The organism is Facklamia lactis, from assembly GCF_015863205.1.
GTDB classification, from domain to species: domain Bacteria; phylum Bacillota; class Bacilli; order Lactobacillales; family Aerococcaceae; genus Facklamia; species Facklamia lactis.
The window spans coordinates 213,009-235,491 of the sequence record NZ_JACBXQ010000004.1; the positions used below are offsets into that span (position 1 = coordinate 213,009).

Here is a 22,483-nt window from a genome sequence, read left to right on the forward strand (position 1 = left end):
TTAACTTGCTTAACCACATATTTGATAAAATTATTCTCCACTCAAAAAGAGTAGTGACTATTTATAACTCATAATCACTACTCTGAATTGATCTAATTACATCTTTTCCAATTTATCCAAGATTAATTGGTTAACTACCTGTGGATTAGCTTTGCCTCTTGTTTGTTTCATAACTTGTCCAACAAAGAATCCTAAAGCCCGATCTTTACCATTTTTATAATCTTCAACTGATTTTGGATCACCTTCAACAATTTCATCAATGATCGGTTGTAACTTAGCTGGATCGGACAGCTGAGCCATTCCCCTTTCTTCAACAATAGTAGCCGCATCTCCACCTTCCTTAGCTAGGATTTTGAAGAGTTGTTTAGCGATTTTCGAAGAAATTGTTCCTTCATCAATTAATCGTATCATTTGAGCTAGATTAACAGGTGTTAGTCCGATATCAGTAAGTTGAATCTGTTCAGAATTTAAATAGGCTGAAACTTCACCCATTAACCAGTTTGATGCTTGTTTAGGATCTGCTCCTTCTAAGATTGTTGCATCAAAGAAGTCGGATATTTCTTTTTGCAAAGTAAGAACCATCGCATCATATTCAGGTAAATCATACTCTTTAATATAGCGAGCTCGTCTAATTTCAGGCATTTCTGGAATTTCCAATTTTACACGATCAACCCACTCTTGACTAATCGTCATTGGTGGAATATCTGGTTCTGGGAAATATCGATAATCAGCCGCTCCTTCTTTACCCCTCATAAGAATTGTCTGCCCTGTTTTCTCATCATAACGACGTGTTTCTTGAGTTATTTTGCCTCCAGAACGTAAAATATTGGCTTGACGCTTCTCTTCATACTCTAACCCTTTGCGAACGTAGTTAAAAGAATTCAAATTCTTGATTTCTGTCTTAGTTCCAAACTCTTCTTGGCCAAAAGGTCTAAGCGATATATTTCCATCACAGCGCAATGATCCTTCTTCCATCTTCACATCAGATACACCCGTATACATAATTCGCTCACGTAAAGCTTCTAAAAAAGCATAGGCTTCTTGAGGGGAACGAATATCTGCTTCCGTCACAATTTCAATTAAGGGTGTTCCTTGCCGATTTAAATCGACATATGAATACCCATCTGTTCCGTGTGTATTTTTTCCCGCATCTTCTTCTAAATGAACTCTCTCAATTCGAATACGACGAGTTTCACCTTCTATTTCAACATCAAGATAACCATTTGATCCGACTGGTTGATCTAATTGTGAAATCTGATAAGCCGCTGGGCTATCAGGATAGAAATAATTCTTACGATCAAACTTCATTTGCTTAGCTACTTGACAATTTAACGCTAATGACGCTTTCATTCCATATTCAATCGCCTTACGATTACCAGTTGGTAAAACACCTGGATAAGCCCAATCTTTCTCATTAGTATTCGCATTTGGAGCTGATCCAAAACCAACAGGAGATGATGAAAAAATCTTAGAGTTCGTCTTTAATTCAACGTGGACTTCTAATCCAATTACAGTTTCAAAATTCATCTTTTTCCTCCTATAATTCTGGTTTCTTTTGATAGAAATCATGTGCTTGTTCAAAAGCATGTCCTACTTGGTATAATATTGTTTCACTTGACGATGGCCCCGTTAAAGCCATTCCAATTGGTAGTCGATTATTATCAAATCCAGCTGGAATAGATAAACTTGGTATTCCTGCTAAGTTAATAGGAACTGTTAATAAATCAGCCACATACATCTCTAAAGGATCTGTGATCCGTCCTCCTAATTTAAAGGCCGTGCTTGTTGTCACTGGACCCATTATAAGATCATAATCTTCAAAAATTTTCGCAAAATCTTGCTTAATTAATGTTCTAACCTGTGCTGCTTTTTTGAAGAAAACATCATAAGCACCGGCACTCAAAGAATAGCTTCCAATCATGATCCGACGCTTTACTTCCTCTCCAAACCCTTCATTTCGTGATTTAGTATAAATCTCATCTAAATTATGCGCTTCTGTTGAACGATAGCCATATCGAATGCCATCAAATCTTTGTAAATTAGATGAAGCTTCGGCCGAAGCAATAATATAATATACATTCACCCCATATTCAGAATGTGGCAAACTCACCTCTTCTACAATCGCTCCCTCTTTTCTAAAAAAATCGGCTGCTCTATCGATCGCTTGGCGAACTTCAGGGTTAATTGCATCAGAATGATATTCTTTCGGATAAGCAATCTTCATTCCTTTAATTGATTCACCAATTTTACTCGCAAACGTTTCATTGCAATTCGGTAAAGTCGTTGCATCATTGAGATCGTGACCTGCTATTGCTTGAAGTACCCTTGCATTGTCTTCGACAGTTAACGTCATAGGACCCACCTGATCTAAACTAGAAGCAAACGCAACCACTCCATGACGAGACACCCTTCCATACGTAGGCTTCATTCCTACTATCCCCGTATATGAAGCGGGTTGACGGATGGATCCCCCAGTATCGCTTCCTAATGAGGCTGGAACTTGACGCGCAGCTACTGTGGCTGCAGAACCTCCTGAAGAGCCACCTGGTACACGCTCTAAATCCCACGGATTGTGCGTCGGATGGAAATATGAGTTTTCAGTTGAACCTCCCATCGCAAATTCATCCATATTAAGCTTTCCAATAACAATTGCACCAGCTTTTTTCAGCTGTTTAATCACAAACGCATCATATGTGGGAACAAAATTTTCTAACATTTTACTGGCAGCAGTTGTTGTAAAACCTTTTGTTAAAATATTATCTTTTACCGCTACTGGAACTCCATTTAATTGTGGTGCCCCGTCTGCATATCCAATTTTATCAGCTTTTGAAGCCGCTTCTAGGGCCGCTTGTTTATGATTTTCGTAATGAATAAAAGATTTAACCTGCGATTCTGTAGCTTCAATACGCTGATAAATCGAATTTATCAATTCTACTGCTGTAAATTGACCGTTAGCTAACCCCTCTTGTATTCCTTTAATTGTATCTGGAAAATTCATTTTAAGCTCCCTCCCCTTCTTCAATAATCACTGGCACTTGAATATATCCATCTTGGGAGGATGGTGCATTATTTATTAATTCATGATAGTTCTCATTTGGAATAGCCTGATCTTCCCGGTAAACATTCTGTAAATCATTGCCATGAAAAGTTGGGACAACATTCTCTGTATCTACTTCTTGAAGATGTTCGACTAATTCAATAATCCCTTGAATTTCAGGTGTCACTTTATCTAAACTCTCTTCATCAAAACTTAATTTAGCTAAATGAGCGACATGCTTAATTTCTTCTCTACTAATCATTTATATCCCCCTTACCTATTGTCTAAAAATATGTGATTGAAATTCTTGTTGACCCGCAGGTCTTCCAACATAGGCTTCCACACCCGTATTTGAAATGATTTTTATCTCTATTGCTATATTTTCCGGTAAATGTGTTTGAGCCATATCCATCACATATTGCGTGAGCGCCGTTACTTCTGTAATTTGATAAAATTGGGTCACAATTTCAATATCTAATGTCGACAAGTTTTCATCAATATATAAAGCTTGTCCTGATATTCCGTTAAGATTAGGGAAAAAATTCCGGACAGCAGAAGAAAAATTATCAAAATAAGCATACTTTTCTCCTTCAACCCCTGCTTCTAATTGCGGTAAAGCTACCCGATATTCATTCCGATCTGTCCAATCCGACACTGCGTTCCCTTCACGAGATATACCATCTGAAACAAAAGTTCCACCCACAATTTCTTCGGCAGGAGATTGACGATAGATCCCCACAACAATAGGAATCGAGCGCAATTGTTCAGTAGATCTCAGCCTTCCTACTATGATATTCGCATAAGCACGTCCTCGTTCACGCATCTCCCCCATAGAAATTTCTTGTTCGTATACGACTCCTTCTGGATCGGTATATTGATAGGTAGAATTCATCGATAGGCCTATAACGATCCCACCTAATTCAAACCCTTCTTCCGTTTCAACCATGATGTTCTTTTCCATAATTTGTGACAAATAAATAGGGGTAGATTGAACTTCCGTTACAGCTTGTTCATTTTCATCATCTTCATCTTCTTCGATAATGCTTCCGGTTTCATCTACCATTACTTCTTCTCCTGTATCCGTAATCGAAATTTCACCTATTTCTTCCGGATCATCGGCAGGTGAAACAGACTCTTCTTCAGAAGATTCTAAAGGAATTTGTTCTGCATCAGAAGGAATAGCAGGATTTAGCCCCTCAGGATTTTCTTCAGACTCTCTTCCAACCCAAGAGGTAAGGGTCTCTTCATCAATCAATTGCCCCTCCTGAAGATAATACTGGTCAGTAGGAAAGACCTCTCTTCCCAATCTTAAAAGTCCTTCTTCAAAGGCAAAAGCATTTCCCGTTGAAGATAGAGTATAATCTGAACTAGCTGATGCACCAAGTTGATATTTCCCATCAGTGATAACCGCTCGATAGTTTTCAGAAGATAGCTGATTGGCAGTTGTTTGAACACTAACCGTATCTGGATTCGGAGTGGTTTCTTGTTCGTCTTGAGCATCTAAATTATTTAAACAGCCTGATAGCAAGCTCAGTATAACCATCAAGCTAAACACTTTTAGTTTTTTATTCATTTTCAACTCCACTTTCTGCTAGTTTTTGAACAAAAGTTGCTTCGTCTATTATTTTGATCTTCAAGCTCTCAGCTTTAACTAACTTACTGCCAGCTTGCTCTCCAGCAATTAAGAGATCTGTTTTACTAGAAACACTATTTGTGACGCTTGCCCCCAAACTTTCTAGAATTTCCTTAGCTTCTGTTCTTGTATAGTGTGACAAAGTTCCCGTTAAAACAACTGTTTTACCTAACCATTCGGATGAAGGATCAATCGATGAAGACTGCCCATGAAAACTCATTTGAACTCCAGCTCTCTTCAATTTATCGATCAATTGTTGACTATCCGCTTGGTTAAAATATTGCACCAGTGACTTACTGATCATCGGTCCAATCCCATCAATATCACTTATTTCTTCCGGGCTAATACGGCTGATTGCTTCTATTGTACCAAATTTTTGCGCAATTAAGCGAGCAGCTTTTGCTCCCACATGCCGAATTCCTAACCCAAAAAGAAGTCGTTCAAGTGAATTACTTTTAGAAGCTTGGATTGCTAGATACAAATTATTTGCAGATTTCTCTTTAATTTTATCCAAGGTTAATAGATCTTCTTTTGTCAGATAATACAGGTCTGCTATATCCTGTATTAATTGATTCTCTAACATTTGATGGATGATTCTTTCACCTAAGCCCACGATATTCATCGCTTGCCTTGAAACAAAATGACTAATTTGGGCTAGTCTTTGAGCAGGGCAATTAGGGTTTATACATCGAATCGCCACTTCACCCTCTATTCTTTCCAAATCAGTATGACAGGCTGGGCATTTCTTTGGAATAGACAGTTTCTCTGTTGGTTCTCGCCTTTGATCAATCATAACTGCCGTAACTTCAGGAATAATATCTCCTGCTTTATGAAGAGAGACGATATCATTTATCCGCAGATCTAAATTCTCAATAAAATCTACATTATGCAGACTGGCTCTTTGAACAACAGTACCTGCTAATTGAACAGGTACCATCTTAGCAGTTGGGGTGATTACTCCCGTACGCCCCACTGTCCACTCAACATCTAGAATGCGTGTTTCAGCTAATTCTGCTGGAAATTTATATGCAATCGCCCAACGAGGCGCCTTAACAGTATAGCCTAAGTCTTGTTGTTGTTTTATATCATTCACTTTAATAACGATTCCATCAATTTCATATACCAAATCATGACGTATTTCAGAAATCTTGTCAATATAATTCAATACTTCATCAAGCGTACGGCAAATCTCTCTTAGTGGATTGGTTCTTAAACCTAGTTCCTCGATCCGTTGAAATAATTCCGCTTGAGAAGCTATCTGATGTTTCCCACTATTGGCTAATCCATACATAAAAACATTCAATTTACGTTCTGCTACCTTCTTGGGGTCAATCTGCCTTAATGCTCCAGCAGCAGCATTCCGAGGATTTGCTAACGGTACCAGCCCCATTTCATCTCTTTGCTCATTTATTTGAAGAAAAATATCTTTTGGCATATATGCTTCGCCACGAAATTCAGCAGAAACCTCTTCCCTTAAACGCAAAGGTATGGCTGGGATCGTTCTAAGGTTGTTCGTAATATCTTCGCCAATATTACCATCGCCACGTGTTGCCCCTCTTACAAACTGCCCATCTTCATAAGTTAAGGCAATTGCCAAGCCATCAATTTTACATTCACACATCCACTCTAGATCTTGTCCGACTATCGACTGAACCCTTTTAATAAACCCTGCGATATCTTCTTTATTAAATGCATTACTCAAAGAATACATAGCTTCAGCATGACTAACTTTTGAGAAGCCTTCCAACAATTGATCACCTATTCTTTGGCTAGGAGAGTCAATAGTGATCCATTCAGGATGAAGTTTTTCAATTGTTTCAAGCTCATGATACAACATATCATATTCCTGATCTGAAATCAGAGACTGATCCAAGACATAATAATGGTAGGCATATTCATTCAGTTGATTTTTTATTTCATCTAAACGCTCGCGTAAGTCTTTATCCATTAGCTAGTCCCCCTATTCTTCAACCTTACTAATCGGAGCAAAAGCTGCCATTAACTGTTTTACACCTTGTTCAGGAAAAGCAATTTTTAATATCTGATCTTTAGAGGTAGAATCAATACTCACAACCGTCCCTTGCCCCCATACTTTATGCATCACCTTATCTCCAACATTCCAATCCAAAATCATTTTTGTATTTTCTTTGTCTGAATTTTTCGCTCTTGTTTTAGTCACACGCTGGGAAGTAAATGGTCGTTTCCCTAGCTTAACTTTTGATGCTTGAGATTGTGATGGATAAAATGAGTTATCTTGTAAGGGTAATCCTACTTTTTCTAATAACAGAGGATCGATTTCATCAATAAAACGGCTGATAAGGTTTTGCTGATAGCGTCCATAAATTAGACGATTCTGAGCAGCTGTTAGATACAATAAATTTTCAGCTCGAGTCATGGCTACATAGGCTAGGCGGCGTTCTTCTTCCATTTCTTCATTGTCTTCAAAAGCACGATACGAAGGAAATAATCCTTCTTCCATCCCTACAATAAAGACAACCGGAAATTCAAGCCCTTTTGCCGCATGCATGGTCATCAAAGTTACAGCTGATTGAGTTTCTTCTTCCGTTTTATCACTTACTAAAGATAATTCTGTCAAAAATAACGTTAATAATGAAGCCTGTTCCTCCAGTAAACCTGGGAGATCCTCTGTTTCTAAGAATGCTGGATTGAACAAGTCGGGTGTTATCTCCGGCACAAAATTAACTTGTGGATTTTCGTCTGACTTAATAAGATCTGGATCACTTTCTTTTAAAGCTTCATGATCTTCCTCATCAAATTGTCTGGTCACAGAAGCAAATTCTTCTAGGTTTTCCAAACGAGTCTGACTTTCTAAATCTCCTTCTTCAACTAATGCTTGAGTATAGCCGGATTGCTCCCAAACTTGTTCCACTAATTCTGTAATCGTTAAATATTTAGCCTGTTCTTGTAAATTCGCAATCATTTGAGCAAACTCTCGCAATTTATTCTGAGCACTAGACGATAAATTAGAATGAACAAGCTCTGGAATTGCTTCAAACCAAGAACTTCCGATAGAGTCAGCAAACAGCGCCAATTTTTCAATCGTTGCATTCCCGATTCCCCTTTTAGGAACATTTACTATTCGGTTAAAACTTAAATTATCAGTAGGATTATCAATCAAACGCAAATAAGCTAAGGTGTCTTGAATTTCTTTTCGACCGTAAAATTTAATCCCACCAATAATTTTATAAGGGATATTAGCTTTTAGCAACTGCTCCTCAATCGTCCTAGATTGTGCCTGTGTCCGATACAATACCGCAAAATCAGAATTTGTAAGTCCTAATTGATCTTTATTCTCCAGTATCTGTTGAGTAACATAACAAGCTTCATCCGTATCATTGTTGGACCGATAAAATTTAATCTTCTCACCCGTATTTTTATCAGACCAAAGTTTTTTAGCCTTACGATTATAATTATTTTTGATTACGCTATTTGCAGCATTAAGAATATTTTGAGTAGAACGATAATTTTGTTCCAAAAAAATTACTTTGGCCTCCGGATAATCCTTTTCAAAATTCAAAATATTTTCCATATTGGCACCTCGCCAACCATAAATACTTTGATCTGCATCACCAACCACACAAATATTCTTTAATAAACCAGCTAATAGTTGTACAAGTCGGTATTGACTGTCATTGGTATCTTGATATTCATCCACATGAATATACTGAAATTTCTGTTGATAAAACCGACGTACATATTCATGATTTTCTAGTAATGTTACCGTATTTAAAATAAGGTCATTAAAATCCATTGCATTCGCGGCTTTGAGCTTTTCCTGATATTTAGCATAAACTTTCGCTTGGATCTCTTCAACAAAATTTCCAGCTTGTTCTGTATACTGTTCAACAGAACATCCTTCATTCTTCGCTTGATCAATCACCCAAAGAAGCTCTTTCTCTCGAAACTGTTTACTATCCAAATTCAACTCTTTCAATACTTGTCTCATAAGTGTTTGCTGCTCACTTTGATCTACAATCGAAAAATTACGCTGATATCCTACCATCTCGCACTCACGTCGTAAAATTCGGACACACATTGAATGAAAAGTTGAAACCCAAATTGAATCAGCCTCCGATCCTACTAAGGCGCGTACTCTTTCTTTCATCTCATTGGCCGCCTTATTTGTAAAGGTAATGGCCAATATATTCCAAGGATTCACTGCTTTATTTTCTAATAAATAGGCTATTCGATGCGTTAAAACTCGAGTTTTCCCTGAACCTGCTCCTGCTGCAATCAACAATGGCCCTTCTACGGTTAAAACTGCTTCTTTTTGCCGATCATTTAATTGCTGAATTCTTTCCATCAAGCTCATTTAATCTCTCCATTCCCCTTCTACAGTATCTGTACTATTATAACAAAAAAAATAACGAACATATATCCCTTCCCCAATTCGTCTGCTATTTTTCAATAAAAAAAAGCTAGTGTAAACACACACTAGCATTATTATACTGTTTAATCAGGTTTATATAATTCGGTTACCTCAATTTGTCGATCACAGGAAGATAATGAATCTCCCGTAATGATCACTTGACCATCTAAATGATTAGCTGTGGAACTTGGTTTATTCACAAACACAAAACCCCAATCCGTTCTAGCCATTTGTTGAATCATTACATTCGCAAAATTCAACTGTTCAATTGGTATGGAAACAGCCGCCTCACTAATGGGTGAGAGTTCTGGCAAAGGTAGTCCCACCAAAGCTCTCATGCACGCTTCAAAATGAGAAATTGACATGGCACCAATGGTGAAAACAGCCGCTTCAGATAAACCAATACTTGCATGATTAATATAAATCACACCTGCTGAAGTAATAAAAAATTCCAAAGTTAAAGAACCGATTAAAGATAAAGATTCTGCGATTAATTGACCTAAACGATTGATCTCTTCTTCTACAAAACTTTCAACTCTTGCTGGATATCTCACTTGAATTCCAATAATATCTCCCTTATCAATCAATTCAAAAGGTGGATAACATAACATATCTCCCCGCTCATTTCTTACTACGGTTAGAGATACCTTTTTTTCTACTGGAATCCATGCTTCTAAGACACATGTACCATAATCAACCTTCCCCTGAGCATGTTCCAAATCTTCCTCATTATAAAGAATGATATGATCATGCGCTCCGGGTAAATGCCTCTGTCCTGATTTTAAAATACAGGGATAGCCTATATATTCAACAGCCTCTTTGATATCTTCTAATGAGGTCACCATAGAAAAAGGCGCGACTAAGCTTTTAGTAGAATCTAAATAGACTTTTTCAATCAACCGATCTGTAGTGATAGCAATAAGATCTTCTGATAAAGATAAATTAGTATGATCCGCTAATAATTGAAAATCTCTATTCGATAAAATCCCTACCTCTACGTACACTAAATCTACCCTTTTTGCAAACTCGATCAAAATCGCATCAGAGTATACTTCTACCACCATTTGAAAACTTGCAAATTGCTGAATTGGATTCTGCTGATCTTGTACTAAACTCGCTACACGATAGCCTAAACGACCCGCTTCTTGAGCCAAAAGAGCCGATGTTAAAGATGATCCAATAATCCCAATAGTAGCTCCTGGATAATGTCTCTGGGTCATGTAATTCCCCCTCTATTTTTACACATAGTCGTGAAGCTATCATACCATATATTATGCTTTAAGGTTAAATATTCTTTTCCTCAGTTGTAGTATTTTCCTGATCATATTGATCTAAATCCCAATTTTCGATCAATTCAATAATTTTATCTGAATAGGTTGGATCAGTAGCATAACCTGAACTCTGTAAGCCCTTAGCTTGTTCTTGATAACTTTTCCCCGTCAGAACTGCATCATATTGACCAGGATCCCAAGTAGTTCCACCACTTATCAAGACCGCATGTTCTCGCATAGAATCGCTCCACGAACTATAAACTTTAAATGGCTCATCAACTTCGACCCATTCACCATCCACATACTCCAACGTTGGATAAATCGCCTTATTCGGATCATCTGGACTTGTTTTAACCCCATATAAATTATAATGCTCACTGGCTAACTGGCTCCTACCAAAATCAGACTCTAGCATGGCTTGAGCTAATGAAACCGAAGCCAGCACACCATATTCTTCTTGAAGCTCTTGAGCTGTTGGAACGATTTGAGCAATAAATTCTTCTTCACTTGGGTAAGCCTGATCACTAATAAAATCAGGAAACGATTCAAATTGTGATGGATGAGACAACCATCTCCACATTAGACCCATTAATAACACAAAAATAATTAAAATTAAGAAAGCAAAATATCCTGCTCTACGGAAAAAATTTTGCCACCAATTTTTAAAATTTCTCTGCCACTTTTTCCGACTTTTTGACCACGAACTATGTCCACTCTTATACGTACGCGGTTTATTTTTGCGTGCTTTCTTGACCAATCACTTCACCACACTTATTGTTTATTCCTCACTATTATCTTTCAATCTTTCACTTTGGTCATCAAACCATTGTAGGAGTTTTACCTCATCTGTTTCAATTTGTTGACGTAAAATTCCTGGCAATCGAATCTCAATGATATCATTGTAGCCCCAAAAATTATATTCTGCAATCAATTGTAAAATAGTAGTATTAGCTTTATCCGAATAACTCTCGCTGTGATGCCACTCAAGTCTTACCATCCCATGATTGACCCAAGTCTTAGCTATTTGATATTTCAAATATAGATATTCTGGAACTGGATTAGCCATGACATCAGGCATAATTTCAGCATTACGAACAACTTTTTGAACTAGCATCCACTCATAATCAGTAAATAAAGTAGAGAGTATCTGGATATTCTCAAATTTTAACCCCTGCTCACCCTTTTTCCATCGATCCCAAGATTGGGGACTTATTCCTAACTTTTCATGATAGAAAGCCTTTTCTGATTGGTACTTTTCCTTTATGACGTAGACAACAATTTGAACTAGTGCTGGATTCATAACATCACTCCTTTTCTTTATTATACACCTAAAGGGTGATAGCTCAAAAGGTTAATCATCAAAAAAAGCATTTTTTGTAGTACACTACAAAAAATGCTTCATTATTTCTATCGACGAATCATTAGTAATAGGACCATTTCCCATTTTCATCTTGATACCAAGTGCCTCGGCGATATTCATCTCCAAACCAATAATAATTATCAGTCTGTTTCCCTTCATACAAATTGCTAATATTTTCTCCTGATGGCGAAATTTCAGCAGTCGTTTCATTATCAACAAGAGTTACTTGACTCGCTTCCCGATTTGATTCTTCACGCGATTGCGCTTCTGCCTCTGCCCGAGATTCAGCTTCTGCTTGAGCACGTGATTCAGCCTCCGCATTGGCTTCTTCCTCTCGTGATTCGTCTTCAGATTGTTCTCGATCTTCCGTCGTCTGACCCTCTACTATATAATCTAGACTTTGACTAATTGTTTGCTGAATAGCAGTATTCATACTAGCTGGATCTTCTAACTCATCACTCATAATCACATAAATTATAGGCTTTTCAGATGTTTCAATGATTCCAGAATAATGCTGGACATTCGTATTGGCATCTGAGGTTAAAAGTTCAAACCTTCTTTCCACTAACTCATTCTCAGCAGGGAATTTCTCAGACATAGGAGATTGAAGGAGTGCCTCTTTAAACATTTCATCTCGTTCTTTATCAATCAGTTGATTATTAGCTAATTTCTCTAGCAACTGTCCGATGTCAGTAGCATTAGTCATAGCCCCAGAGATATAATTCTCTCCTTCTACCGCTAAAGGAGCATTCATTCTTGTTGTAAAATACCCGGACTCTTTTAGCCAATAATTAAATTGATTTACACCTTCTGCTAATTGAACCAAATGATTCATAGCACTCGCATCACCTTGTTGAATAGTCAAATCGATCAGTTCTTGAACCGTATACTCTGTCGCATCACTTGTAGCGACAGTCCCAAAATCACCTGAAGCTAATAGTTGGTCATTAAACTTCACTGTATCATCCAATTGAACCTTATTATCTGCAACAAGCTCATATATTCTTTGGAGAATAAACCAACCTATCAAATTATCAGCTTCCACTGCCTTACTATCATAGACAAATGGTGACTTCTCATCCTGAACATGAACAAATAGCGAAGCATCTCCTTGCTCATTTAAGTTTTCTTTTGCAATCTTGCTTAACTCTTGAGCCTTTTCTTCATCGAGATCTTTACTCGGCACATCATATGCAACACTATCACTGAAACCTTCCGTCTCAATGAGGAGCGCTTGTTTACTCGTGTCTTCTCCCACAACGGATAAAGCAGGATCAACAAAACTTATAATTAATTTCTTGCCTTCTTTTAATAAAGAATATTCATCATCCAACTTAATTTCAGTGTCATTATATTTAACTTTAAAATCAAAAGTATTTTGATCAACTTTCGACAGCTCTTGGTCAAAATCTAATTCCACCCTGATTGTTGGGTAGTCATCCACGTTAACCTGGCTACTTTTCACTTGATATAACTGGCTTTCATCAGACTGTTCAGGTTTTCCTTCTGATTCAGAACTTGGATTTGAAGACTCCTTTTCTCCTTCTCCTGCAGACGTTTCATTTTTCTTTTTAGCTTCTTGATCAGTTGCTGAGTTTTCTTTTGCTACTTCTTCATCCTGATCATCATTCGCTTGTTCTTGCTGTGCTCCCTCTTCTATCGCTTCAGATCCCGCTAAATTAGGCGAATCCTGGTGCTCTTCTGGCACTTGACGCAAACTACTATGATTTGGAGCAAAATACTCTTTCATTTTACCAATAATGCGTGGTGCAAATAAAAACAGTAAAAAGATTAAAGCAAAAGCTAACAACAATTTTAGAATAGTGGCAAGTACGCTTCCTCCTGATCGTTGTTTTGTTTTAGGAACAATATATTCCTCTTCTTCATCATAATCTTCTTGATAACTTTCTTGATTAGCAGTATATGGGTAAGCAAAAACTTCATCTGCACGCTGCTTGAAGCTTTCATCCTCATCCAATCCTTGATCATGACTGGCTCTATTGACTTTTTGATAATTTTCTTGAGCCTGTTCTTCAGCTTCAGCCATCTCTTTATCTAAACTTCTGCGAGGAATTGGTTGAATCGGTGTAGACTCAGGCTTAGGAACGGAGTCCCCAGCTTTCCTTCGACTTACCCTATCTTCTCTTCCTACTTTAGATGATGGTTCATACTTTACATTCGATTCTTGTTTTTCGATCTTATCTTGTTTAAATTCCTGTTTATCAGCCGAATTAAAATGGTATCCACAATATGCACACTGTGTCTTACTTCTTACTTTTCGGCCGCAATTTGGACATTGCATGTTGTTACCTCCTATATTTCACTCTGTAACATTTACATCTTTATTCACGCTATTATTGTAGCATATTCTAGAAGTTAGGGACAATCCCCATTCCTTTAATCCACTCCCTTGAGAGCTTCAACCATATTGATTTTCCTTATTTTACCATGCATTAATAACATTACCAAACTTGAAAAAACTAATGTTAACACAATAGATATCCCATAACTTCTCAACGATATCCTAGGATAGAATAGCATATCTTCCATTTGCATCTGCTTCATAATTAAATGAGTCAATATTCTACCTAAGCCTAAACCAATAAGCGAAGCAAAACATGTTATATACATAATCTCCTCATAAACATACAAACTAATTTCTTTAGAATAGAAACCTAATACTTTTATTGTAGCAAGTTCTTTAATACGCTCTTCAATATTAATATTAGTTAGATTATATAACACTATAAAAGCAAGTCCTGCCGCCGCTATAATTAGTACGAGCGTAATCAAACCCAAACTGTCCATCGATTGACTCGCCATGCTTCGGACGGTGTCGGTATTTACAATTGTTAAAACATGTTCCAAGTCTCCAATAGTATCCTCTAATTGATTCACATTCACTTTATCATGATAGTTAACGAGCAAAGCATTTCCATGGACTTTCTTCTCAAAAATTTTATTAAAATCGGATGATGACATATAAACATAATGTAGAACATAGTTCTCAATCACTCGATCAATATTTAACGAGTATTCTTGCGCATCCTTTTCTAGCAACAATTGAGATCCCTGTTCTAAATGATAAAGCTCTGCTAAACGCTCAGTCACTAAGGGGCCTGTTTGGTCGAGCGATAAAAGCCTTTGTGGCTCCTGCCGTGTATGAAGACTAACAAATTTATTAAAATCCTCAGAACTCCCCAAGGGAACTACAAGGTTAATCTCATTTTCTATTCCATTTATACCATTACTTGTAAATTTTTGACTATAAATAGGAATTGTGTTCTTTACTCCAAAAGTAGCTGCCACTTTCTCTAATATTTGAGCAAGTTGATATGCCGTCAAGTCTTCCTCTAAATAAATGGTAGCATCATATGACTGAATACTATCAAATTGTTTAGATACAAGTCCAGAGATGGTGTCACTAATGCCTAATCCTGTTGTAATCAACATTGTACAGCCAGACACTCCAATCAGGGTCATCAAATTTCGGCCTTTATAACGAAATAAATTACGAAGCGCCATCTTCCGATTGAAATTCAACCGGTTCCACAAAAATGTCAAATTTTCTAACCAGATTTTCTTTCCCTGTTTAGGCGGTTCTGCTGTTAATAAATGCGCTGGTGCTTTCTGCAACATTTTAATCGGAGTATAAACTGCTGGTAAAAGTGCACACATCAAAGATATACTGAAAACTATCAGATTCCACCGATTTGACTCTACTACTTTCACTTCATCAAGATAAAACATTAAATTATAGGCACCAATAATCAGCGGAGGGAATATTTTATAGCCTAAATAGATACCCAAGATGACTCCGAACAAACAGGCTAAACCGGCATAAATCATAAATTTACTAATAATTTGACGATTAGAGTATCCCATTTGTTTCATTGTTCCCATATAATTTCTCTGCTCATAAGCCATTCTTTTAACCGTTGAATACACTACTAAAATCGCAATGGCAAAGAAAAAAATGGGAAAAAGATTCGCAATGACATTTAGTTTTTTTGCATTATCAAATAAAGTATTATACGAGCTAAAATTTTGTCGATCGTTTACCTCATAAGTAACCTTTGTAAGCTCTGATTTAGCTGTTTGTAAATCAAGTACTCCTAATTCCCCTTGTCGGATTCCTAATACACCTTTTTGAATCCCTTCTCTCAAGCTTTTTCTTCCTTGCACAATGGCTTGATGAGCTGACTGAAGTTGATACCTAGTATAATTTGATTGAGATTGACCTTCTAATAAGCTACCAACACTTTCAGACTGATTCTCCACCGGACCATTCAATTTTATTGTCGCATCATTTTGTTGAAATACATTTAGTTCAGTCTCAGCCATCTGAACCAACCCATTATCAAATTCTTCAAGCGCAGCATCTAGTTGCTCTTCTTCTGGTCCTATTTTTTTATAATTGTTCAACAAGTGATAGTTATGTTTAAGTAAGTCTCGTTCCAATTCATGAATCTCATTATCAAAAACACTCTGACTACTCTCTAATTTCTGTTGAGGACGGTCAAGTAAGATTTCTTCAATTTCTTGTGTCATCTGGTCAAGCGCTCGGTGATATTCCTCCGTATAAGAAGAGAAGTGATTTCCCTTTAGCCACCACAATACTTCGGTTGCAATATTGGATTCAACTACATCCTCAATTACCACGCCAAAACTGGTATAATTCATCCCACGATTGACACGTTCGAAATAAATAGGCATTTCAACAAAGCCTACTACTGTAAAATGTTCATTTGATAATGTTGGAACCTGTATATTTGTAACTGAGTCAGGATAATGTTGATTGATTAAATCAAAGCTTTGATCTTTCTGATCTTGAAGAATTTCAACTGAACTTCCAACTTTAATTGGTTGCTTAAATTCCTTATTGAGAATCTCAAGATATTTCGCATCCAAAACTATTTCATTTTTTGAACGAGGCATTCGCCCTTCAACCAGCTTAAAATAATGGTGCTTTTGATTAGGTTGATATGAATATAGCTTAATGGCCTGTTTCGACGTCTCTAACGTTGCATAGACCGAAGAGATAGCTTGCCATTCAATTTCACTCATCGAATCCAGCAAGTCCAAATCTTTTTGATTAAAGCCTTGGAGAGATTCTATTTTTCCATCTGGCATATCATATTTTTCATAGTAGTCACTCGCTATTTTAACCATAGAGGGGCCGGTAGCTTTAATTCCAATAAAAAAAGCAACCCCTAAACAAATAATAGCAAAAATAGAGAGAAATCTAGGGAAAGACTTCCGTATTTCACGTAACGTATCTTTATATATAGGATTCATCTATTGCTTGTCACTCCAAATTCTTACCATTGTAAATCCATCACATCAACAGGTTCTGGATTTTGTTCAATAGATTCAACTTTTCCATTATGAATTCTGATCACTCGGTCAGCCATACGCGATATTACAGTATTGTGAGTAATCACAACAACCGTTGTATGTGTTTGCTGACATGTATCTTGCAATAATTTCAATATTTGTTTCCCGGTCTCATAATCTAAAGCTCCTGTAGGCTCATCACAAAGTAATAATTTTGGTTGCCCAGCTAAAGCTCTTGCGATCGAAACTCTCTGCTGTTCCCCCCCTGAAAGTTGTGCAGGAAAATTATCGACACGATGGCCTAGACCTGCTGCTTCTAAAATATCGCGAGGATTTAAGCTGCTGTTCGAAATGTTTACCATCAATTCCACATTTTCTTGAGCGGTTAAATTAGGAACAAGATTATAGCTCTGAAAGACAAATCCGACATTCTTCCTTCTAAATTTAGTTAATTCTTTAGCAGAATAATTGGCAATATTTTCTCCATCAATTATGACTTGACCTGAACTTGCTTGATCCATTCCACCAATAATATTTAATGTTGTTGATTTCCCTGCCCCTGAGGGACCTAAAATGACAGCAAATTCCCCTTCCTCAATAATAAAACTTACACCGTCGTTAGCACGCGTAACCACTTCACCACTCCAATACTCTTTTACAACATCCTTCAACTCAATATACGCCATCTCTTACTCCTTACTCTGAACGATAATAGACGAGCACTTTCAAATAGTGACTTTGTGGATCTTTAGAAGATGGATAATCCTCTGGCAAATCAAACGTTTGAATTAACTGCATATTTCCTTTAAATCTTTGATTAGCTAAATTTATCTCTTGAATAAAATCTTCCTTACTATAAGCACTATGATTAGTAGCCATTAAGCAAAAACCACCCGGAGCTGTCAACGAAAACAACTCCTTCGCTAAATTAACGTAATCCTTTAAAACGCTAAACGTGTAGTTTTTTGTTCTAGCAAAACTAGGCGGATCACAAACCACCAAGTCAAAATTTATACCTTGCTTCTTAGCATAATCAATATAATCAAATACATCGACAACTCTTATTTCATGGCGACCATCTACCAACGAAATTTTATTAAGTTTAAAGTTTTCTTGTGTCCAAGCCAGACTACGTTTCGCTACATCCACACTAACAGTATGACTCGCGCCACCGATAGCTGCAGCAACTGAGAATGCTCCTGTATAAGAAAAAAGATTAAGCATACTTAAGCCCTGAGCTTGAGTTTGAACAAAGTCTCTCACTTCTCTTTGATCGAAAAACAGACCTGTCATCCAATCTTGTCCTAAATAAATAGCATACTGCCTTCCCTTTTCTTGAATTACCAATGGTTGAGGCGCACGTTCACCATGGATTAAGCTAATGGCCTCTTCCCCTGACGTAAGACTGTAGCGATTCGTCTCATAAATCCCTTGAACATCGTCAAGATCACTATCCCCAATTGCTTCTAGCCACCAATCTCGATACAAATAAGCCCCTTTTGAATACCAAGTAAACTGAAGGTAGCCTTTATAATAATCAATCGTCAGTCCTCCAACGCCATCCCCTTCACCATTAAATAGCCTGAAAGCATTGGTCGTTTCATCCCCTAAAAGTGAACGTCTACGCTCGATTGCTTTTAATAAAAATTCTTTTACTAATTCCTTCGACCATAAATCAGAGGTGTCTTGACTAAAAACCCAAGCAAAACCTTTATTCTGACGCCCGACAATTGCTTGAGCAGTATATGTCTGCTCTGGATCAGAAAGCCATAAGATCATCCCCTCTTTAGCATCCTGAATATCACCTGGATTCTCAAAGTCTTCCAATGTGATTAATTTTTCCCCCAACTTAATTGCCTCTGCAGCTTTTTTTCTTAAACGAAATCTTTTCATCGTACTTTCTCCCATACATCATTATCCTAGTTTTATTTCGAAATAGAAAGGGTCAACAAACCCCCAAACATCCTTGAGCACTTTTATTAACCCTTTAATTCAATATATTTAATTTTTTTCTAGCAATTGTTCTAAATGATAGCTAGCTTCACTAGCAGTCATCGTCTCAATTTCATCTAAAGTTGGTATTTCTTTATTTGTTGGCTTAAACTGATACTCCATTCGTACATGGTTAGTAGAAAGTTCTGCTGTATCCGTCGTAAATAAATTAAACTCAACATTCTCCACCATTCCTTCAACAAGAATTTCATATGCTTGTTGATCTTTGTCATAGCTTAGTTCAACTCTAGTAATCTTATCCATCAACCCAGTACTACTCAAATTCATTTGTTTCTCAAACTTCGGAGGTAAAATCGTTGCCTCCTCCTCAGAATCTAACCCTAACAATTGCGACGTTAGGTCAGTCGAAATCTCCACTTTAAATGACATCAGTCGTTCATCTTCACTCATGGTCAACTGCTGATTCATCACCGCATCCCAAGAATTATATCCGTATCTCGAACTCGGAGATGAATTAATTTCATAGTCTAATTTATAATTCATAACAAATAATGAACGATTGTCAAAGAATTGAGCTGGTACTTCTAAACGCTCCAGTTCAATCTGGTATTTATTACCATCAAATTCCAAACTTTCTTCATCTACCATTTCTAATTTATCAAGTTGTGGTAGAAACAAAAGACTAGACGAAGGAATTCTCGCTAGATTATTAATTTGAAGATTATGATGATCAACCTGGACATAAATATCTTTATATTTAGCTAATTCCTCATCAAAGCCATAATTAAAGAAAGGTTGCTTATAAAAGGCTAGCGAATGGAGTAAATCAAATTGTTGAATATATACTAAATCAAAACGCTGATAGGCAAGAAAGTTAAATTCCGCCATCTGAGGAAAATAGTTTGTAAAATAATACTTTCCTTGGCCACCTAAGTCACCTGTTTTATTGTTTCCCAACAAATGAATTTCTCCTAGTGGCTGGTCTAAACTGATATTCGTCCATTTTATGTCCACTTCATACTGGTCAATATTTTCTAATTTTTCTAATTCTTCATTCAGTTCTTGAAGCTGGTCTCGCTTTTCATTACTTTCATCCATTACATTAAGATCTGTTATTTCAGAACTGTCTTCCATCAAACTTTCTACTTCTTGTGCATTAATCATTGTATGTTCAATCGAAAGAACCCCTAATAGGCAAAAAGTGATCGATAGTAACACATACATCTTTCGGAATCGCATTCCCACACCTCCTACGCTTCTCATTTTCTATTATAAACGAAGTGAAGAAATAATACACGATATTCCCTGCAAAATAAAATAAGAGAAACCTTAATGGTCCCTCTTATCATTGACAAAAAGTTAAACTAATTATTATTGAATATCTTCATATTTATAATCCCAGTGAACATGTTCCGCATCTAACTTAGTCTGTGCGTCATAATCGTTTAATACTTCTACTGCTTTTCTAGATAAGAAAATTAATGCAATGATGTTTGGTAAAGCCATCATACCCATTGCTAAGTCAGCAAGATCCCAGATTATACCAGCACCTGCATAGTAACCTAAAGCGATCGCAATCAGTGCTACTAATTTAAAAGCATGAACAACCACCGGATTTTTTATCATAAATTTAACATTCGCCTCAGCAAAGAAATACCACCCTACAATTGTCGTCAAAGCAAATGCAGATAATGAAATTGAAAGGAAAGCCTCTCCTACTACACCAAACTGATTATTAAAGGCTGTTTGAGTCATAATTTGTGCATAACTCTCCATTGCCTCAGCGGTTTCCCACCCTAACATAATTTCTTCTGACATTGCTCCCGTTAACAAGTTGATCATTACTGTCGCCACACAGATGACAAAGGTACAAATGAAAACACCAATCATTGCGACAAACCCTTGTTCCGCTGGGTGCTTAGTTCTTGCTACTGCATGCGAATGAGGAGTCGATCCCATTCCCGCTTCGTTAGAGAATAGTCCACGAGATAACCCGAAACGAACAGCTTCTTTAATACCGATCCCTAAAGCTCCACCAGCCATAGCTTTTGGCGTAAAAGCTCCAACGAGAATCAAGCGTAAAGTTGGAATCAACATATCAAGATTCAATATTAAAATAATAATAGATGCCAAAATATAGGCAGATGCCATGATTGGTACAACTGTTTCTGAAAATTTAGCAATACGATCCATTCCACCAATTAAAATCCAACCCACTACTAGCATCAACACACCTGCAACAATCATAGGATTAAAGCCAAATGCTGACTCCATTGACATTACGATAGAGTTAGCTTGAACCATAATACCTACTACACCCAAGGCTACCACACAAATAATTGCAAAAATATAAGCCAACCATTTTTGCTTCAGACCATTCTTAATATAATAAGCAGGTCCCCCTACTAATTCGCCATTTTCATCCCGCTCACGATAAACTTGAGCCATAGCTGCTTCTGTAAAGATGGTTGCCATCCCAAGAAATCCTGATATCAACATCCAGAATGCCGCTCCAGGCCCACCGGACGCTAGTGCTGTTGCAACCCCGACAATATTACCAGTTCCAACCTGAGCAGCTACTGCTGTCGCTAATGATTGAAACGGTGTCATCGCTCCTGGTTCTGCTGGAACCTTATTAACAATATCAGAAATCATCTCCTTAAGAGCTGGTAAAACGCGAGAGAATTGTGGAAATCTCAAACGAATGGTTAAGAATAGACCAATTCCAAGAAAAGCAAATAATAATACATAATCCCACAGAAAATCTCGTAACATCACGATTACATCATTAAAACTCATTATTTATATCCCCTTTATTTATCCGTATTATAAAAAATAATTGCAAAGTTTGTATAAAAAATCACAAATAAAATCAGTTTACTCCAACAGGTAAAATAAAACTACTATTGAAAACGCTTGTAATTTATTTTTGTTTTCCTCACCAACTTTCTTCATTATGTTATCGTTTTCAACATACAAAAACTTTAACATATTTATAACGTTTTCACAAGAAAACTTTCTTCTTTTATTAATATTCTTAGAGAGAATTTTCCTTCTGAAAATACAAAAGTCTTCTTATCGCTAATGTTAAAGCTTTTTTCAGAAATAGAATTATTAGCATATTAATGCATTTTCTAATTTCTGTGATTATCAACAAAAATTAGACAACAGCTTCACAAGCGCTTTCATTGTTGTTTTTAAGGCATTAATCTTTTGTCCGTTTTTTGTTTACACTAATTTTGTCCTTTAATGGCTCTTCAATATTTTCTTAAATGAATTTAAGAAAATACTGGCATTTATAGCGAAAAGTGCTTTTATTGACAAAGTTTTTAATGCCTTTGTATAATAAAATTGTTCTTATCATCATCATAAGGAGACAAATATGCGTAAACATAAAAAACCTTCCAAAATTTTCTTACTCTTCTGGACAGCATTATTAAGCCTCATCTATGGTGGCCTAACTTTCATGAGTCATAAACTTCAGAACAAGTCTTATGACTAA

At 36.8% G+C, this 22,483-nt stretch carries 15 protein-coding genes; all 15 read right to left on the minus strand.

Annotated elements, in window-relative coordinates; all coding sequences use genetic code 11:
• Positions 1-96 precede the first annotated feature (96 nt).
• Positions 97-1,527, minus strand: a complete 1,431-nt coding sequence (gene gatB / locus HZY91_RS07840; protein ID WP_197115727.1) for an Asp-tRNA(Asn)/Glu-tRNA(Gln) amidotransferase subunit GatB — start codon at positions 1,525-1,527, stop codon at positions 97-99.
• A gap of 10 nt (positions 1,528-1,537) precedes the next feature.
• Positions 1,538-2,998 (minus strand): Asp-tRNA(Asn)/Glu-tRNA(Gln) amidotransferase subunit GatA, encoded by a 1,461-nt coding sequence (gene gatA / locus HZY91_RS07845; RefSeq protein ID WP_197115728.1) that lies wholly within the window; start codon positions 2,996-2,998, stop codon positions 1,538-1,540.
• A 1-nt stretch (position 2,999) separates the two neighbouring features.
• Positions 3,000-3,299 carry an Asp-tRNA(Asn)/Glu-tRNA(Gln) amidotransferase subunit GatC gene (gatC, locus tag HZY91_RS07850; RefSeq protein WP_197115729.1) on the minus strand — a complete coding sequence of 100 codons (300 nt, stop codon included), beginning with the start codon at positions 3,297-3,299 and terminating at the stop codon, positions 3,000-3,002.
• 15 nt (positions 3,300-3,314) lie between these two features.
• Positions 3,315-4,610 (minus strand): CamS family sex pheromone protein, encoded by a 1,296-nt coding sequence (locus HZY91_RS07855; protein WP_197115730.1) that lies wholly within the window; start codon positions 4,608-4,610, stop codon positions 3,315-3,317.
• Complete coding sequence (gene ligA, locus HZY91_RS07860) at positions 4,603-6,618, minus strand: NAD-dependent DNA ligase LigA (protein ID WP_197115731.1); 2,016 nt, start codon at positions 6,616-6,618, stop codon at positions 4,603-4,605. The genes HZY91_RS07855 and ligA overlap by 8 nt, the downstream gene beginning before the upstream one ends.
• A 12-nt stretch (positions 6,619-6,630) precedes the next feature.
• Positions 6,631-9,003: a UvrD-helicase domain-containing protein gene (locus HZY91_RS07865; RefSeq protein WP_197115732.1), complete on the minus strand. Its 2,373-nt coding sequence runs from the start codon at positions 9,001-9,003 to the stop codon at positions 6,631-6,633.
• A 140-nt stretch (positions 9,004-9,143) separates the two neighbouring features.
• Positions 9,144-10,280 carry an ATP-grasp domain-containing protein gene (locus tag HZY91_RS07870; RefSeq protein WP_197115733.1) on the minus strand — a complete coding sequence of 379 codons (1,137 nt, stop codon included), beginning with the start codon at positions 10,278-10,280 and terminating at the stop codon, positions 9,144-9,146.
• A gap of 64 nt (positions 10,281-10,344) precedes the next feature.
• Positions 10,345-11,088, minus strand: a complete 744-nt coding sequence (locus HZY91_RS07875) for a glycoside hydrolase family 73 protein (RefSeq protein ID WP_235991524.1) — start codon at positions 11,086-11,088, stop codon at positions 10,345-10,347.
• 21 nt (positions 11,089-11,109) lie between these two features.
• A complete protein-coding gene (locus HZY91_RS07880; RefSeq protein WP_197115734.1) occupies positions 11,110-11,631 on the minus strand; it encodes a hypothetical protein in 522 nt (173 codons plus the stop codon).
• Between the two features lie 121 nt (positions 11,632-11,752).
• Positions 11,753-13,993 carry a serine hydrolase gene (locus HZY91_RS07885; RefSeq protein ID WP_197115735.1) on the minus strand — a complete coding sequence of 747 codons (2,241 nt, stop codon included), beginning with the start codon at positions 13,991-13,993 and terminating at the stop codon, positions 11,753-11,755.
• Between the two features lie 95 nt (positions 13,994-14,088).
• Positions 14,089-16,989 carry an ABC transporter permease gene (locus tag HZY91_RS07890; RefSeq protein ID WP_197115736.1) on the minus strand — a complete coding sequence of 967 codons (2,901 nt, stop codon included), beginning with the start codon at positions 16,987-16,989 and terminating at the stop codon, positions 14,089-14,091.
• 23 nt (positions 16,990-17,012) lie between these two features.
• Positions 17,013-17,714: an ABC transporter ATP-binding protein gene (locus HZY91_RS07895; protein ID WP_197115737.1), complete on the minus strand. Its 702-nt coding sequence runs from the start codon at positions 17,712-17,714 to the stop codon at positions 17,013-17,015.
• A gap of 10 nt (positions 17,715-17,724) precedes the next feature.
• Positions 17,725-18,921, minus strand: a complete 1,197-nt coding sequence (locus tag HZY91_RS07900) for a class I SAM-dependent rRNA methyltransferase (protein WP_197115738.1) — start codon at positions 18,919-18,921, stop codon at positions 17,725-17,727.
• Positions 18,922-19,029: 108 nt separating this feature from the next.
• On the minus strand, positions 19,030-20,220 hold the full coding sequence (locus HZY91_RS07905) for a hypothetical protein (protein WP_197115739.1): 1,191 nt from the start codon (positions 20,218-20,220) through the stop codon (positions 19,030-19,032).
• A 132-nt stretch (positions 20,221-20,352) separates the two neighbouring features.
• Entirely contained in the window at positions 20,353-21,780 is a 1,428-nt protein-coding gene (locus tag HZY91_RS07910) for an alanine/glycine:cation symporter family protein (protein WP_197115740.1), read from the minus strand.
• Positions 21,781-22,483 lie beyond the last annotated feature (703 nt).

Excerpts from the sequence above, each read along its gene's own strand:
- gatC (WP_197115729.1), bottom strand. The coding sequence starts at position 3,299 with ATGATTAGTAGAGAAGAAATTAAGCATGTCGCTCATTTAGCTAAATTA.
- HZY91_RS07855 (WP_197115730.1), bottom strand. The coding sequence starts at position 4,610 with ATGAATAAAAAACTAAAAGTGTTTAGCTTGATGGTTATACTGAGCTTG.
- gatA (WP_197115728.1), bottom strand. The coding sequence starts at position 2,998 with ATGAATTTTCCAGATACAATTAAAGGAATACAAGAGGGGTTAGCTAAC.
- gatB (WP_197115727.1), bottom strand. The coding sequence starts at position 1,527 with ATGAATTTTGAAACTGTAATTGGATTAGAAGTCCACGTTGAATTAAAG.
- HZY91_RS07910 (WP_197115740.1), bottom strand. The coding sequence starts at position 21,780 with ATGAGTTTTAATGATGTAATCGTGATGTTACGAGATTTTCTGTGGGAT.
- HZY91_RS07900 (WP_197115738.1), bottom strand. The coding sequence starts at position 18,921 with ATGAAAAGATTTCGTTTAAGAAAAAAAGCTGCAGAGGCAATTAAGTTG.
- HZY91_RS07885 (WP_197115735.1), bottom strand. The coding sequence starts at position 13,993 with ATGCAATGTCCAAATTGCGGCCGAAAAGTAAGAAGTAAGACACAGTGT.
- HZY91_RS07905 (WP_197115739.1), bottom strand. The coding sequence starts at position 20,220 with ATGCGATTCCGAAAGATGTATGTGTTACTATCGATCACTTTTTGCCTA.
- ligA (WP_197115731.1), bottom strand. The coding sequence starts at position 6,618 with ATGGATAAAGACTTACGCGAGCGTTTAGATGAAATAAAAAATCAACTG.
- HZY91_RS07880 (WP_197115734.1), bottom strand. The coding sequence starts at position 11,631 with ATGAATCCAGCACTAGTTCAAATTGTTGTCTACGTCATAAAGGAAAAG.
- HZY91_RS07890 (WP_197115736.1), bottom strand. The coding sequence starts at position 16,989 with ATGAATCCTATATATAAAGATACGTTACGTGAAATACGGAAGTCTTTC.
- HZY91_RS07895 (WP_197115737.1), bottom strand. The coding sequence starts at position 17,714 with ATGGCGTATATTGAGTTGAAGGATGTTGTAAAAGAGTATTGGAGTGGT.
- HZY91_RS07870 (WP_197115733.1), bottom strand. The coding sequence starts at position 10,280 with ATGACCCAGAGACATTATCCAGGAGCTACTATTGGGATTATTGGATCA.
- HZY91_RS07865 (WP_197115732.1), bottom strand. The coding sequence starts at position 9,003 with ATGAGCTTGATGGAAAGAATTCAGCAATTAAATGATCGGCAAAAAGAA.